This is a genomic window from Streptomyces luteolus, from assembly GCF_029968015.1.
Taxonomy (GTDB): Bacteria; Actinomycetota; Actinomycetes; order Streptomycetales; family Streptomycetaceae; genus Streptomyces; species Streptomyces luteolus.
Window position 1 is genome coordinate 14,379 of record NZ_JASCIS010000047.1, and the last position, 15,162, is coordinate 29,540.

The 15,162-nt window shown below is 69.1% G+C and carries 11 protein-coding genes and 2 pseudogenes; 5 read left to right on the forward strand and 8 right to left on the reverse strand.

The window, feature by feature from the left end; translation table 11 throughout:
* The first annotated feature begins 43 nt into the window (after nt 1-43).
* Nucleotides 44-1,162, forward strand: coding sequence for a DUF6397 family protein (locus QIT00_RS31710; protein WP_282538912.1), 1,119 nt, complete (start codon nt 44-46; stop codon nt 1,160-1,162).
* Nucleotides 1,163-1,253: 91 nt separating this feature from the next.
* Here the strand turns inward: QIT00_RS31710 and QIT00_RS31715 are convergent, their stop codons facing one another.
* From QIT00_RS31715 to QIT00_RS31725, 3 genes are all read right to left on the reverse strand, one after another.
* Nucleotides 1,254-1,775 carry a tetratricopeptide repeat protein gene (locus QIT00_RS31715; protein WP_282538913.1) on the reverse strand — a complete coding sequence of 174 codons (522 nt, stop codon included), beginning with the start codon at nt 1,773-1,775 and terminating at the stop codon, nt 1,254-1,256.
* A complete protein-coding gene (locus QIT00_RS31720) occupies nt 1,772-2,659 on the reverse strand; it encodes an acyl-CoA thioesterase (protein ID WP_282538914.1) in 888 nt (295 codons plus the stop codon). The genes QIT00_RS31715 and QIT00_RS31720 overlap by 4 nt, the downstream gene beginning before the upstream one ends.
* A gap of 104 nt (nt 2,660-2,763) precedes the next feature.
* Nucleotides 2,764-5,277, reverse strand: coding sequence for a DEAD/DEAH box helicase (locus tag QIT00_RS31725; protein ID WP_282538915.1), 2,514 nt, complete (start codon nt 5,275-5,277; stop codon nt 2,764-2,766).
* Nucleotides 5,278-5,422: 145 nt separating this feature from the next.
* Here QIT00_RS31725 and QIT00_RS31730 point away from each other — a divergent pair, with 145 nt between their 5' ends.
* Nucleotides 5,423-6,214, forward strand: a complete 792-nt coding sequence (locus tag QIT00_RS31730) for a metal-dependent hydrolase (RefSeq protein ID WP_282538916.1) — start codon at nt 5,423-5,425, stop codon at nt 6,212-6,214.
* Nucleotides 6,215-6,474: 260 nt separating this feature from the next.
* On the opposite strand, the pseudogene QIT00_RS31735 reads toward QIT00_RS31730, so the two are convergent.
* Nucleotides 6,475-6,909 (reverse strand): annotated as a pseudogene (locus tag QIT00_RS31735) (anthrone oxygenase family protein); the annotation flags it as partial.
* Nucleotides 6,910-7,000: 91 nt separating this feature from the next.
* Between QIT00_RS31735 and QIT00_RS31740 the strand changes: the two are divergent.
* Nucleotides 7,001-7,579, forward strand: a complete 579-nt coding sequence (locus QIT00_RS31740; protein WP_282538917.1) for a TetR/AcrR family transcriptional regulator — start codon at nt 7,001-7,003, stop codon at nt 7,577-7,579.
* Nucleotides 7,580-7,753: 174 nt separating this feature from the next.
* On the opposite strand, the pseudogene QIT00_RS31745 reads toward QIT00_RS31740, so the two are convergent.
* Both QIT00_RS31745 and QIT00_RS31750 read right to left on the reverse strand, forming a co-directional pair.
* Nucleotides 7,754-8,478: pseudogene (locus QIT00_RS31745) on the reverse strand (alpha/beta hydrolase).
* A gap of 237 nt (nt 8,479-8,715) precedes the next feature.
* Nucleotides 8,716-9,039, reverse strand: coding sequence for a transposase (locus QIT00_RS31750; protein ID WP_282538918.1), 324 nt, complete (start codon nt 9,037-9,039; stop codon nt 8,716-8,718).
* Nucleotides 9,040-9,175: 136 nt separating this feature from the next.
* Between QIT00_RS31750 and QIT00_RS31755 the strand changes: the two genes are divergently transcribed.
* The gene (locus QIT00_RS31755) at nt 9,176-9,919 is read left to right on the forward strand and encodes an SDR family oxidoreductase (RefSeq protein WP_282538919.1); all 744 of its coding nucleotides are present in this window, start codon (nt 9,176-9,178) and stop codon (nt 9,917-9,919) included.
* Between the two features lie 223 nt (nt 9,920-10,142).
* Here QIT00_RS31755 and QIT00_RS31760 read toward each other — a convergent pair whose 3' ends face one another.
* On the reverse strand, nt 10,143-11,924 hold the full coding sequence (locus tag QIT00_RS31760; protein WP_282538920.1) for an ABC transporter ATP-binding protein: 1,782 nt from the start codon (nt 11,922-11,924) through the stop codon (nt 10,143-10,145).
* Complete coding sequence (locus QIT00_RS31765; RefSeq protein ID WP_282538944.1) at nt 11,921-13,942, reverse strand: ABC transporter transmembrane domain-containing protein; 2,022 nt, start codon at nt 13,940-13,942, stop codon at nt 11,921-11,923. The genes QIT00_RS31760 and QIT00_RS31765 overlap by 4 nt, the downstream gene beginning before the upstream one ends.
* Before the next feature lie 267 nt (nt 13,943-14,209).
* Between QIT00_RS31765 and QIT00_RS31770 the strand changes: the two genes are divergently transcribed.
* Nucleotides 14,210-15,067, forward strand: a complete 858-nt coding sequence (locus tag QIT00_RS31770) for a L,D-transpeptidase family protein (protein WP_408909894.1) — start codon at nt 14,210-14,212, stop codon at nt 15,065-15,067.
* Nucleotides 15,068-15,162 lie beyond the last annotated feature (95 nt).

Below are 15,162 nucleotides of genomic sequence, written 5' to 3' on the forward strand. Positions count from 1 at the left end.
CGAGAGTAGTCAGAGCGATCCGACCTCAACGGGGGAGACCACCATGACCGGAAAAGCCGTACCCACCAAGCCAGTTCAAGCCCTCACAGCGTCGTACGCGCCCAGCCGCGCAGCTGTCGACCTCAGCCTGAAACGCACCGAGCTGCTCCTGGCCGTCCAACTCGGCCTGGTCCGCACCACCGCAGGCCAGGATCCCGGGCGTTGGCGCATCCCCAGGGCAGAGATCGAACGACTCCAGTCCGCCCAAGGATTCCCCGACACCCTGCGTGAACGCGTCAAGCTCGTCGGTACCACCGAAGGCGCCGAACTCATGGGCATCACCCGCGACCGCTTCACCAAACTCGCCCGCCTCGGCTTCCTCACACCGGCCAAGTTCTACCTGAACCGATACCGCACGCTCGTCTGGCTCTATCTCGCCGACGACGTCCGCCAGTTCGCCGAGGCCAACGCCTCGCTGCTCTCCGGCAAGGCACCCGTCACGCTCCGGACCCGCCTCGGCGCCGGCGAGGACCGACGCGCCCGCAACTGGCGGGAACGCCACTGCGGCCACCTACTCCGCCTGGCCCGAGACCCCTGGCAGAGCGCGGCGGTGACGGCCTCGATGCTCGACCCCACCCAGGTCGCCGACATCGTGCCCGACCCGTACGAACGTGCCTACCTGAACCGCCTCCGCCCCGAGTCCACGACCCTTCCCGGCGCCCCGGACTCACCCACAGCACAAGCAGCCGCACACGTCCTGCAAGCCGACGACCCGGACGAGATCCGCTGGCTGCGCACCACACTGGCCCTGGGAATCGACGAAGCGAGGAACGATCGCCCGGCTCCACGACCGCGCGAAGCACCACCCAAGACGCCGAGCAGCGCCACCGATACCCCGGCCCAAGCTTCACCCTTGAACACCGCCGCAGCGCCACAGAGCAATACGCCCCGGGGAGTTGAGCCCACCTCCTCCACCCTCACACCGGCCGCGAGGAGGCCCTACAGGGACGCCGTGGGGCACTGCGACGAGCCGGACGAACCCGGCGGGGGAGTGGAGCGCGGACCATGTGAAACGCCAAGCGAACACCGAGACCAGCGGGACCAACGCGACCGAGAAGCGGCGCCGGCAACTGGACCGACCCGACGCGGTCTCCTGGGCTGGCTCAGCCGCAGACAGGGTTAGGTCTTGCTTGCGATCCCCTCACTGGCCAGGCGAAGAGGGCGGCGCCGCGGGCGTGGGCAGCTCCTGTCGCGTCGGTTGCCCACGCTCACGGCTACGCCTCGCCGAAGGAGTCACTCTGAACGGTCTCGTGGAGGTCCTGGGCGTAGTGCTCGATGGCCGGCCGGTACTCAGCGACGTTCGGGTCGTCGCTCGTCGTGGCGACCAGGGTGAGGAGCAGTTCCATCGCGTCATGGTGGCGGCCCACATTGAACAGGGCCATGGAGAGGAACGCCCTCAGCGCACCGTTCTCCGGGAACTCCGCAGATGCGGCGGTCAGTGTCTCCACGGCCTGTTCGTACCTGCCGAGGACGCGGTAGGTGGATCCGAGTCCGAGCAGGGCGTTGGCACGATCGTCGGTCGAGAGACCACCGGGGGTTCCGAGAGCCCGCCGGTAGTGCGGCACGGCTTCGGCCTCGAGGCCGAGTGTGTCGTGCACCCAGGCCGTCTGGTACGCGACTTGGGCGTCGTAGGGCAGTTCCTCGGCGAGAACGACGAGACGTTCCCTGGCCTTGGTCGGGTGACCGTTCTCCCGCAGCCGGACCGCGTCAGCGAGCCGGGTGTCTCGATCGTTCATGAAGCGCCTCCGGGCTCGTGCCGACGGAACAGGCCCTCCTGCACGACAGAGACGAGGAGTTGACCCTGCTGGTCGTAGATGCGCCCGCGGGCGAGACCACGACCACCCGTGGCGATCGGGGATTCCTGATCGTACAAGAACCACTCGTCGGCTCGGAACGGGCGGTGGAACCACATGGCGTGGTCCAGAGACGCCATGTCGAAACCGCGCGGGCCCCACAAGGGCTCGACGGGGATACGTACAGCATCGAGGAGGGTCATGTCGCTCGCGTATGTCAAGGCGCAGGTGTGGACGAGCGGGTCGTCGCCGAGAGGGCCCACGGCGCGCATCCACACAGCGCTGCGAGGCTCGGCGCCCTGGACCTCGTCCTGGGTCCAGCGAAGCCGGTCGACGTACCGGATGTCGAAGGGCTGGCGGCGGGCCATGCGCTCCAACTGCTCTGGCAGGGTGCCGAGATGGGCCCGGATCTCGTCGGTGACGGTCGGCAGTGTGTCCGGTGGGGGAGCGTCGATCCGAGGCGGCAACTGGTGCTCGAAGCTGCCCTGCTCGGCCTTGTGGAAGGAGGCAGTCAGATTGAAGATCGTGCGGCCCTGCTGCACGGCGGTGACCCTGCGGGTCGTGAACGAGCGGCCGTCGCGGACACGCTCCACCTGGTAGACGATGGGCACACCGGGGCGGCCGGGGCGCAGGAAGTAGGCGTGCAGCGAGTGCACCGGCCGGTCGCCGTCGGTGGTGCGGCCTGCGGCAACCAGTGCCTGGCCGGCGACCTGCCCGCCGAAGACGCGCTGCAGCGACTCCTGCGGGCTGCGGCCGCGAAAGATGTTGACCTCGATCTGCTCAAGGTCGAGCAGATCGACGAGTCTCTCTGCGGGGTTGGTGGTCATCAGGGGCTCCGGTGATCACGAGGGGGGTGTGGGGCGGGGGTGGAGGGGAGGGAGGGGGAGGGGGGAGGCCCCCTAGAGAAGGGGTCCCCGAAGAGCAACCCCCCTCACAACTGCCCCACCCCCGTAACCCGAACAACAGCCCGCCCTTCCTCGTCGGATGCGGCGAGGTCGACTTCGGCGCTGATGCCCCAGTCGTGGTCGTCGTTGGGGTCGGCGAAGGTCTGGCGGACGCGCCACAGGCCGTGGGCCTGGTCTTCCTCGATGGAGAGCAGCTTGGGGCCGCGGGCGTCGGGGCCGGTGCCGAGGTCGTCGTACTCGTCCCAGTAGGCGTCCATGGCTTCGCCCCAGGCGTCGGCGTCCCAGCCGGAGTCACTGTCGAGTTCGCCGAGTTCGTCGACGTTGTCGAGGGCGGCGAGTTCGACGCGGCGGAACATGGCATTGCGGACGAGGACGCGGAAGGCGCGGGCGTTGGCGGTGACCGGCTTGACCTGGTCGGCCTTCTCCTGTGCCTCTTCGGCGGTCTCGACCTCGGGGTTGGCGAGCTGCTCCCACTCATCGAGGAGCGAGGAGTCGACCTGGCGGACCATCTCGCCGAGCCAGGCGATGAGGTCTTCGAGGTCGTCGGACTTGAGGTCGTCCGGGATGGTGTGCTCGAGCGCCTTGTACGCGCTCGCCAGGTAGCGAAGGACGATGCCTTCGGTGCGGGCGAGTTCGTAGAAGGAGGTGAACTCGGTGAAGGACAGGGCGCGTTCGTACATGTCCCGGATCACGGACTTCGGCGACACCGGGTGGTCGCCGACCCACGGGTGCGAGCGCCGGTAAAGCCCGTACGCGTGCCAGAGGAGCTCTTCGAGGGGCTTCGGGTACGAGATGTCCTGGAGCCGCTCCATCCGCTCCTCGTACTCGACGCCGTCGGCCTTCATCTGGCCGACGGCCTCGCCGCGTGCCTTGTTCTGCTGTGCGGCGAGGATCTGCCGTGGGTCGTCGAGCGTGGACTCGACGACGGACACCATGTCGAGGGCGTACGAGGGGGATTCGGGGTCGAGCAGTTCGAACGCGGCGAGTGCGAAGGTCGACAGGGGCTGGTTGAGGGCGAAGTCCTGCTGCAGGTCGACGGTGAGCCGGACGATGCGGCCGGTCGCGTCGGGCTCGTCGAGCTTCTCGACGACGCCGCCGTCGAGAAGCGAGCGGTAGATGGCGATGGCCCGGCGGATGTGCCGAATCTGGTTCTTGCGCGGCTCGTGATTGTCCTCGAGGAGGCGGCGCATGGCCTCGAAGGCGTTGCCTGGCCGGGCGATCACCGACAGGAGCATGGTGTGGGTGACGCGGAACCGGGAGGTGAGCGGCTCGGGTTCGGAGGCGATGAGCTTCTCGAAGGTGTTCTCTGTCCAGCCGACGAAGCCTTCGGGTGCCTTCTTGCGGACGACCTTGCGCCGCTTCTTGGGGTCGTCTCCGGCCTTGGCGAGGGCCTTCTCGTTCTCGATGACGTGCTCGGGGGCCTGGGCGACGACGAATCCGGCGGTGTCGAATCCGGCCCTGCCCGCGCGGCCCGCGATCTGGTGGAACTCGCGCGCACGCAGCACGCGCACGCGATTGCCGTCGTACTTGGCGAGGGCGGTGAACAGCACTGTCCTGATGGGGACGTTGACGCCGACGCCGAGGGTGTCCGTACCGCAGATGACCTTGAGGAGTCCTGCCTGGGCGAGTTTCTCCACGAGGCGGCGGTACTTGGGCAGCATGCCCGCGTGGTGCACGCCGATGCCGTGGCGTACGTAACGGGAGAGGTTGCGGCCGAACTTGGTGGTGAAGCGGAAATTGCCGATCAGCTCGGCGATCTGCTCCTTCTCGGCCTTGGTGCACATGTTGATGCTCATCAGGGACTGCGCGCGTTCGACGGCCTGCGCCTGGGTGAAGTGCACGATGTAGACGGGAGCCTGCTTCGTTTCAAGCAGTTCCGTCAGCGTCTCGGTGATGGGTGTGAGGCGGTATTCGTACGAGAGTGGCACCGGCCGGGTCGCGGAGCGCACCACGGAGGTGGGGCGGCCGGTGCGGCGGGTGAGGTCCTTCTCGAACATGGAGACGTCGCCGAGCGTCGCCGACATCAGGACGAACTGGGCCTGTGGCAGTTCGAGCAGAGGGATCTGCCAGGCCCAGCCGCGGTCCGGTTCCGCGTAGAAGTGGAACTCGTCCATCACGACCTGGCCGATGTCGGCGTCCTTGCCGTCGCGCAGCGCGATGGAGGCGAGGACCTCGGCGGTGCAGCAGATGACCGGAGCATCGGCGTTGACGGAGGCGTCGCCGGTGAGCATGCCGACGTTCTCGGTGCCGAAGAGCTTGCACAGGTCGAAGAACTTCTCGCTGACCAGTGCCTTGATCGGCGCGGTGTAGAAGGTGACCTTGTCGGCGGCGAGGGCGGCGAAGTGGGCGCCTGCGGCGACGAGGCTCTTGCCGGACCCGGTGGGCGTGGACAAGATCACGTTGGCGCCGGAGACCACCTCGATCAGCGCCTCCTCCTGAGCCGGATAGAGAGTGATGCCCTGTTCCTCGGTCCATGACGAGAAGGCGTCGAAGAGGGCATCAGGGTCGGCGTCCGGCGGCAGCTGATCGATAAGGGTCACACCCCCATCTTGCCTGCCCGTACCCCCGATCCGGGAACCGGAGGTCGGCGGGAAGATCACGAGCGTTACGCTGTGCCGTCGACCGGGCGCCCGACCATGCGTCAACTGGGCGTCAGCACAAAGAGAATTGGGGCGGGCAACGGCCATGATGGGTCCAGCACACTCACTGTCGGGAGCGGCGGCCTGGCTGGGGGTGGGAGCGGCGGCGGCTGCCGCGGGGCACCCGATGCCCTGGCCGGTCCTCGTCGTCGGCGCGCTGATCTGCGCGGGCGCGGCGCTGGCCCCGGACCTGGACCATAAGTCGGCCACGATCTCCAGGGCCTTCGGCCCGATCTCGCGGGGGTTGTGCGAGGTGGTGGACAAGCTCTCGTACGCGGTCTACAAGGCGACGAAGACCCGTCAGGACCCGCGGCGCACGGGTGGCCATCGCACGCTGACGCACACGTGGCTGTGGGCGGTGCTGATCGGCGGTGGTGCATCGGTCCTCGCGATCACTGGGGGGCGGTGGGCGGTCCTCGCGATCCTCTTCGTGCATCTGGTGCTGGCTGTGGAGGGCCTGCTGTGGAGGGCCGCCCGGGTTTCGAGCGACGTGCTGGTGTGGCTGCTCGGTGCGACGAGTGCGTGGATCCTCGCAGGTGTGCTCGACCAGCCGGGCAAGGGTGCGGACTGGCTGTTCACCGGCCCGGGCCAGGAGTACTTGTGGCTGGGCCTGCCGATCATCCTGGGCGCCCTCGTGCATTGCGTCGGCGATGCCCTGACGGTGTCGGGCTGCCCGATCCTGTGGCCGATCCCCATAGCGGGCAAGCGCTGGTACCCGATGGGGCCGCCGAAGGCGATGCGGTTCCGCGCGGGCAGCTGGGTGGAGCTGAAGGTGCTGATGCCGGTGTTCATGCTGCTCGGCGGCGTGGGTGGCGCGGCTGCGCTGAACTTCATCTAGGAGGTTCGGGGCACGGGCCCGCGCTGGATTCGCGCGGTACGGCCCACGGGACCGCGGGGCGCGGTGGAGGGCCTTCACTTCATGCCTAACCCTCGACCTTAGGGTGAGATTCCACTCGATCGTCAGGTCAGACCGCCGCTCGCGGGGTCGGGGCTTGAGGCTGCCCCGGCGGGCGCACCGGAAGCATGAGCCGGGCTTGCCGTCCGCGGGATGGCGGGCGCGTCACCTCGGCGCTCTCCGTCCTCTTTCATATGAGGGTCGGCGGCCAGTAGGGCGAAGGCGGCAATGATGACAGCGACGCGGGCGTAGTGGAAGCGGTCCCACCAGTTCAGCTGCTGCTTCCAGTCGGCTGGCAGGCCGTCGGCGGTCCATGTCTTGACCCGGTTGTTGATCGGGGCGAGTAGCAGGATCGACATGATCACGCTGATGATCAGCAGCCCGACGGCCGTGACGACGAGTCCGGCGCCTCGTTCGTGCCGTCCGGCGACGGCCCAGATAGTGGCGAGGATCAGCGAGGCGACGTACCAGAACGGCATCACGGTGCCGAGCAGTCGGGCCCCGCGGGTGCGGCCGCGCAGGCCGCTGTCGCCGGGGAGCCCGTCGAGGATCGGGTTGATGAAGAAGGCCACGGAGAACTCCACGCCCACCATCAGGCCGACGATCACGGTGGTGAAGACCTCAAGTGCGTTGAGCATGATGATCCTTCCTGGGATCTAGCGGCGCTAGATCCTGAGGCAACGCTAGCGCTGCTACCGCTCGCTTGTCTAGCGGTGCTAGGATCGGATCATGTCTGTACAGGAACGCAAGGAGCGCGAGCGGGCGGGCCGTGAACGCCTCATCGTGGCGACGGCCCGCGAACTCGCCGAGCAGCAGGGCTGGGAAGCAGTCACCACCCGTCGGCTCGCCGAGCGCATCGAGTACAGCCAGCCGGTCCTCTACAGCCACTTCCGCGGAAAGCGCGAGATCATCGGCGCCGTCGCCCTGGACGGGGCCTCCGAGATGGCCGCGGCGTTGCGGGCCGGGGCCATCGCCGCGGATGGGCCCCGCGAGGGGGTCACCGCCCTCGCCCGTGCCTACCTCGACTTCGCCGAGCACCACCCGGCGGTCTACGACGCCATGTTCCAGCTCGACGGCGGCCTGGCGTTCGCGGAGGAGGACACCCCGGAGCCTCTGAAGGACGCCTTCGCCGCCCTGTTGGAGACCCTCGGCGAGGTCGCCGGGGACGGAGTCCATCCAGGGCTGTTCACCGAGGTGTTCTGGGCGGCCTTGCACGGGCTGGCAACCCTGACCCGGGCCGGACGGCTGCCGCCGGGAGACGCCGAGCGGAGGGTGGAGTTGCTGGTGGACAGACTCGCAGTGCTCTGACGCGCCGTCCGAACGGGCAGCCGGGGCAGCCGGAGTCTCCGGCCCGGCTGCCCCGGGCTGCGACATCGCTTCCCGGGTCATTCACGACGGCGTAGGCCAAGGTGACCGCGCTGTCCGACGCCGCCTACCGCTGTCTGTCTGCCGCGTGGACCGACCTCACCGCGTGGACCGGCCTCACCTCAGGTGGCGATCCAGGAATCGGCACCCTTCCTCCAACTCGAACCACGGGGTGCCGGTGTGCCCTCCCATATTGGCGTGCAGCGTCTTCTCCTTGCTGCCGAAGGCGTCGAACAGCTCCAGTGCCCGTTGACGTGGATTCCCCTCGTCGTCCCACTGCAGCAAGAACAGCAGCGGAAGGGAGAGCTGCCGGGCCTCCTCGCGCTGGGCGAGGGGCACGTAACCCCCGGCGAAGAAACCGGCTGCCGTGATGCGCGGCTCCACCACCGCAAGACGGATACCGAGGGCGGCCCATCCCCCTGAGTACCCGACCGGTCCGCCGATCTCTGGCAGTGTCAGGAGAGCGTCCAGAGTGGTCTGCCAGTCCGGGACGGCCTTTTCGACCAGCGGGCCGATGAAGGATTCGAATGCCTCATCGACCGGTTCGCCGGCCTGCATCGCGTGTTGGAAATCGGCGCGTGCCTGTTCCTCGGCGGCGGAACGGGGCCGGTCACCGCACCCGGCGGCGTCGATGGTGGCCACCGCGTAGCCGCGTGCCGCGGTGTACCGCGCACGGGCCACCAGCCGGGGGTCCGCCTTGGGCAAGCCGTTGTTGTGGGCCTCAGGACCAGCGGAGCCGGTGCGGTGGACTTGGGAGTCCACAGGGTGCCGGGGATCTCGCCGAGGGGGAATTCGCGTTCGTGGACGCCGTCGTCGAGGCGCTGCTCGGAAGTGAAGTCCATGGTCGTGCCTTTCGGGAGTGCTGTGGTACGGCGCTCCCGGACGACGACCTATCGCCCGACCGTGACCCCGGAGGGGAGCACCCATGTCAAAACTGCGTTCACGGGTACCACCTCCTCGTTCTCTCGCACGGCCGCCGCAAAAATAGCAGTGGACGCCGCGATGCCGCCAACGGATTGTTGTGGAGCTTCGTTGGCTGATGTCGCCTCAGCACATGGGACACGCCCTTAGAGGATGTCTCACGTGGTGAGTTTCGCCAGCTTCTTGTAGCAGGTCAGGGTTGTGGCGAGGCCGAGGAAGGCGAGGAAGTGACTGCCCTTGCGTTCGTATCGGACCGTGAGTCGGCGGTAGCCGAACAGCCAGGCGATCGACCGCTCGATCTTCCAGCGGTGGCGGCCGAGCCGCTCGCCGGACTCGATTCCCGGACGCGCGATCCGCGGGATCAGGTTGCGGACGCGGAGCCAGGCCAGGTGGTCGGTGGAGAAGTACGCCTTGTCAGCCCGGATCTTGACCGGTCGCCGTCGGCGCGGTCCACGCCGTGAGCGGATGTCCGGCAGGTGCACGTTCAGGTTTCACACTGCTCGCCGCTCTGCTATCAGCGAATGTTCCGGCCTGTGGGAACGTCGGATTCCGGGCGATCCAGGGCGTAGATTCGAGTGTGTTCGAAGGCAGGGCCGCGCACGATTCGGGGAGGGCGCAGTGGGAGTGCTGAAGGGCAGGACGGCGGTCGTCACGGGCGGCTCGCGGGGCATCGGCCGGGCGATCGTGGAGCGCCTGGCCCGTGACGGGGCGAGCGTGGTGTTCAACTACGCGCACAGTACCGAGGCGGCGGCGGACGTCGTACGAGAAGTCGAGGACGCCGGCGGCAGCGTCCACGGCGTGCAGCTCGACCTGGCCGAGCGAGGGGCGCCCGAGCGCCTCATGGAGGTCGCCGACGAACGGTTCGGCGGACTCGACATCCTGGTGAACAACGCCGCGCTCAACTTCTCGGTGGCGCCTCTCGCGGAGACCGAGGAGGAGGTCTTCGACCAGGCGATGACGGTCAACGCCAAGGCCGCATTCCTCACCATCCGCTACGCTGCACGGCACATGCGTGACGGCGGCCGCATCATCACCATCTCCACGCTGAACACCGTCCGCCCGGCCCCGCAGAACGCCCCGTACGTGGCCAGCAAGGGCGCGATCGAGCAGCTGACCGCGGTGGCGGCGCAGGAGCTCGGGCCACGGGGCATTACGGCGAACACGGTCTCACCCGGCGCGACCGACACCGATCTCCTACGAGGCACCAACTCGGCCGAGAACCTCGAGATGGCCGTGGCGCTGACGCCGCTCCGCAGACTTGGACAGCCGTCCGACGTGGCCGACGTGGTGGGCTTCCTGGCGGGGCCGGACGGGAGATGGATCACGGGGCAGAACATCCGGGCCACGGGAGGGATCGGCTGAGGGCAACGGCAGAAGAAGGGGCGGAGGTAGGAGCGGAAGAAAGGGGAAGGTAGGAGAAGGGCCGGGCGTGGTGCACGCCCTGACGCGGGTCGACGGGCGGGGGAGCCGCCGTCCGGCGCCGGCCGACAGCTCCTCCGGTCTGCGCGCAGGTTCGCCGCCTCGCATGTGATGCTCGGTCACTTCAGCGGTCCCGCCCACTTGGTCGGCACACGTACCCTCCGGATCACCCGTGCCAGGACCGCCACAGTGCCGCGTATGCACCGTCGGCGGCGACCAGTTCGTCGTGGCTGCCCAGCTCGCTGATCCGGCCTTGCTCGACGACCGCGATCACGTCGGCGTCATGGGCCGTGTGCAGGCGGTGCGCGATGGCGACCACGGTACGGCCGTCCAGGACGCGTGCCAGGGACCGCTCCAGGTTCCGGGCCGCACGAGGGTCGAGCAGGGACGTCGCCTCGTCCAGGACCAGCGTGTGCGGGTCGGCCAGCACCAGGCGGGCCAGGGCGATCTGCTGAGCCTGCGCGGGAGTGAGCGTGAAGCCGCCCGAGCCGACCTCGGTGTCGAGGGCGTCGTCGAGAGACCGCGCCCAGATGTCGGCGTCGACCGCGGCGAGCGCTGCCCACAGTTCGGCGTCCTGCGCGTCGGACCGGGCCAGGAGCAAGTTGTCGCGCAGAGAGCCGACGAACACGTGATGTTCCTGGTTGACCAGGGCGACGTGCTCGCGGACCCGTTCCGCGGGCATCCGGGACAGCTCCGCACCGCCGAGTGCGACCGAGCCGGCACGGGGACCGTAGATCCCGGCGAGCAGTCGGCCGAGGGTGGACTTGCCCGCGCCGGACGGCCCGACCAGTGCGACCCGGCTGCCGGGGCGTACGGACAGGGACACCTGGTGCAGTACGTCCACGCCCGGCCGGTAGCCGAAGTGCACGCCGTCCGCGGTGACTTCGCGCCCGTCGGGGCTGACGGACGTGTCGCCCGCGCCCGGTTCGATCTCGCGGACGCCCACGAGGCGGGCCAGGGACACCTGGGCCACCTGCAACTCGTCGTACCAGCGCAGGATCAGATTCACCGGGTCGACCATCATCTGGGCGATCAGGGCGCCGGTCGTGAGCTGGCCGACGTCGATCCAGCCCCGCAGGACGAAGACGCCGCCGATGAGCAGCACCGCGGCGAGCACGGTGACGTGGGTGGCATTGATGACGGGGAAGAGCACGGAACGGAGGTAGAGGGTGTATCGCTCCCAAGCAGTCCATTCCCCGACGCGCTGGTCGGACAGCGCGATCCGGCGGGCACCGAGCCGGTGCGCCTCAACGGTGCGTCCCGCGTCCACGGTCTCCGTCAGCGCGGCGGCCACGGCGGCGTACCCTGCGGCTTCCGAGCGGTACGCGGACGGGGCGCGCTTGAAGTACCAGCGGCAGCCGATGACCAACGCGGGAACAGCGAGGAGCACCGTGAGCGCGAGCGGCGGCGAGGTGAAGGCCAGGCCGCCGAGGAGCAGGCCGATCCACACGACGCCGATGGTCACCTGCGGCACCGCTTCGCGCATGGCGTTGGCCAGCCGGTCGATGTCCGTGGTGATACGGGACAGCAGGTCACCGGTGCCGGCGCGCTCCAGGACGCCGGGCGGCAGGCCGACGGAGCGGATCAGGAAGTCCTCGCGAAGGTCGGCCAGCATCTGCTCGCCCAGCATCGCCCCGCGCAGCCGGACCAGGCGGATGAACACCGCCTGGAGCACGAGGGCGGCCGTGAACAGCCCGATGGCGCGGCCCAGTTGGAGATCACCGCTGCCGTCGGCGGCGTGCTGCACGAGATCGCCGAGGAGCGTGGGGCCGACCATGGACGCGATCACCGCGACGGCGTTGACGCCGATGAGCAGGGCGAAGGCCTTGCTGTGCCGGGCGAACAGTTCACGCACGTACGCCCGTACCGTCGCGGGGCTGCCCACAGGCAGCGTCTCCGTGGTGCGGGGAGCCGCCGGATCGTACTCCGGCGGCGCCAGGCCGATCATGCTCTCTCCTCGATGTCGATGTCGATCTCGATGCCGACGCGGGTCGTGCCTACCCGGGCAGTGGTCTTCCCGCCCGCCCTGCCGGACGCAGCCGGACCAGTGCGCGTGCCGGTGCTGGTGCCGCTGCCTGTGCCGTCGGCCGTGCCTGTGTCCGAGTCCGTCCTGGCGCCGGTGCCGGTGTGCTGCTGTTGTTCCTCGTCCGTCTCCCGCGTCACTACGGCGCGGTAGCGGGGGTGGGTGTGAACGAGTTCGCGGTGCACGCCGACCGCCGCGACTTCGCCTTCGTGGACGAACACCACACGCTCGGCCCGGTCCAGGACCAGCGGGGACGAGGTGCAGACGACGGTGGTGCGGCCCCGGCGGATGGAGCGCAAGCCGTCCGCGATGCGCGCTTCGGTGTGTGAGTCGACGGCGGAAGTCGGCTCGTCCAGTGCGAGCACCTCCGGGTCGGTCACCAACGAGCGGGCGAGGGCCAGGCGTTGGCGCTGGCCGCCGGAGAGAGACCGGCCGCGTTCGGTGATCGGTGCCTCCATCGGGTCGTCGTCCACCGAGTTCTGCGCAAGTGCGTCGAGCACGTCGGCACACTCGGCTGCGGCCAGGGCGTCAGCGACGGCGACCTTTCCCGAGGCGGGCACGTCGAGCAGTTCCCGCAAGGTGCCGGAGAGCAGGACGGGGTCCTTGTCCTGTACGAGGACAGCGGCGCGGGCGGTGGCGAGGGGGAGGGCGTCGAGCTGGGCGTCGCCGAGCCGTACCGAGGGGGCGGGGGTGTCGAGCGCGGCGTGCCCGCCGAGCCGTTCGGCGAGCCGGCCCGCCTCGTCGGGGTCCCCGCACACCACGGCCGTGAGCCGCCCTTCGGGGGCCAGCAAACCGGTCACGGGGTCGTACAGGTCCCCGGAAGGGGCATCACCCGAACCCGAACCGCCGGGACCCGAACCCGAACTGCCAGGAACAGCCGAACTGCCAGGAGCACCCGAACCCGAACCCGAACCCGAATCCGAATCCGAATCCGAACCCTCCGAAGAGCCCCGCTGCAGCGAAAGCACCCGCGCGGCGCGCTTCGCGGACGGGCGGGAGAAGGAGTACGCCATCGCGATCTCTTCGAAGTGACGGAGCGGATAGGTCAGAAGCATCACCGCGCTGTACACGGTGACCAGTTCACCGACCGCGATATGGCCGTCCCGGACCAGACCGATTCCGTGCCAGACCACGGCGATGAGCAGCAGACCAGGGAGCAGCACCTGGGCGGCGGTGATGAGCGACCACATGCGGGCGCTGCGTACGGCCGCGTGGCGCACGTCCTGGGAGGCGCGGCGGTAGCGGTCGAGGAAGAGCTCCTCGCCGCCGATGCCGCGCAGCACCCGCAGACCGGCCACCGTGTCCGAGGCGAGTTCGGTGGCCTTGCCCGCCTTCTCGCGCTGGGCATCCGCGAGCCGGGTGGCGCGCGGCAGCAACGGCAGCACGCCGAGACCGACGAGAGGAACGCCGATGGCGACGACGAGACCGAGGTCAGGTTGGTAGACGACGAGCCCCACGCACACCACGACGACCGTCACGGCGGCGGCGGTGAACCGGGAGACGGCCTCCACGAACCAGCCGATCTTCTCCACGTCCCCCGTGGACACCGCGACCACCTCACCGGCGGCGACGCGACGTGTCAGGGCCGCGCCCAGATACGCGGTCCTGCGGGCGAGGAGCTGCTGGACGCGGGCGGCTGCCGTGATCCAGTTGGTGACGGCGGTGCGGTGCAGCATGGTGTCGCCGAGTGCGATGCCGATACCGGAAAGGACGAGCAGCAGCCCGGCCACGGCGAGACGCGTGCCGGACCGCTCGACGACGGCCTGGACGGCGAAGCCCACCCCGAGCGGCAGGGTCATGACGGCCGTGAAGTGCAGCAGGCCCCAAGCGAGCGACTTGAGTTGACCGCCCAGTTGGTTGCGTCCGAGCCACCACAGGAACCGGGGGCCCGAGCGGGCGTCGGGCACACCCGGGTCGGCGTACGGAAGATCGCTGATCTGCATGACGTCCCAGAGGTCGATCGCCGCGCTGCGGTGGAGCACACGACGCTGATTGCGGCTGAGGAGCTGATGACAGGGGGCTTGAGGTTGGGGGGGGAGGAAGGGAGGAAGGGGGAGGTCTGAGGAAATGGGAGAAACCGTGTAAGGCTGACTCCGGAACGGGGCCCGAGGCAAACGGTTTTCTGCCTGCTTGCAAAGAACCGGTCATTCCTTCGGAGTGCGGTGCACGCATGGGCGGAGCCGGTGGCACCGGGTGCGACGATGGGCCGTATGCGCATATCGGGGGCACTCAGGGCGGGGACGGCACGCGGGACAACCGTCCGGACGACCGTGGGGACGGCTCTCGCGACGGTGCTCGCTCTGGCGGCCCTCACGTCCTGCGGTACGACGGGGAGCACCGGCAACTCAGCCAACCAGGCGGGCCCTGCAAACCCGGAGAACCCGGAGAACCCGGAGAACCCGGAGAACCCGGAGAACCGGGAGAACCGGGAGAAGCCGGAGAAGCCGGAAAAGCCGCAGAACCCCGCAGTCACCAAGAACCTCGAACGTCTCCCGGACGTGGGTACCGCCCTGCACAAGCGCATCCCCGCAGTGTCCCGTCAGGCGCTGGTGGTCCGGGGTGAGGGTGAGGACTCGGCGAAGTCCACGCTGTACCTGTACGAGAAGCACGGCGCGACCTGGGACCGCACCCGCAACTGGCCCGCGCACAACGGCAAGCGCGGCTGGACCACCGATCACCGCGAGGGCGACAAGCGGAGCCCGGTCGGAGTGTTCACGCTGAGCGACGCGGGCGGGGTGCTGGCCGCGCCGGACGCCCGCCTTCCGTACACGCACTCGCCCGCGTTCCAGGCGTCCCGCACGTGGCCCAAGACGCACTGGCACGACTTCGACCATGTGATCGCCATCGACTACAACCGCGTCAAGGGCACCCCGCCCAACGACCCGAACCGTCCGCAGGGCCAGTCCAAGGGCGGCTACATCTGGCTGCACCTCGACCATGGCAGCGGCACGTCGGGCTGTGTGAGCGTGTCCAAGTCGGCGATGCGGTACCTGCTGCGGGAGCTGGACCCCAAGTCCCACCCGGTGATCGTCATGGGCGACCAGGGCAACCTCGGCTCGTCGGCCTGAAACGACGCCCCAAACGCGTCGACGCCCGGGCCCTCACACTCCACGCCTTTGTAGCAAGATCCAAGATTTACACGGATCTGACACTGACGTCTTCT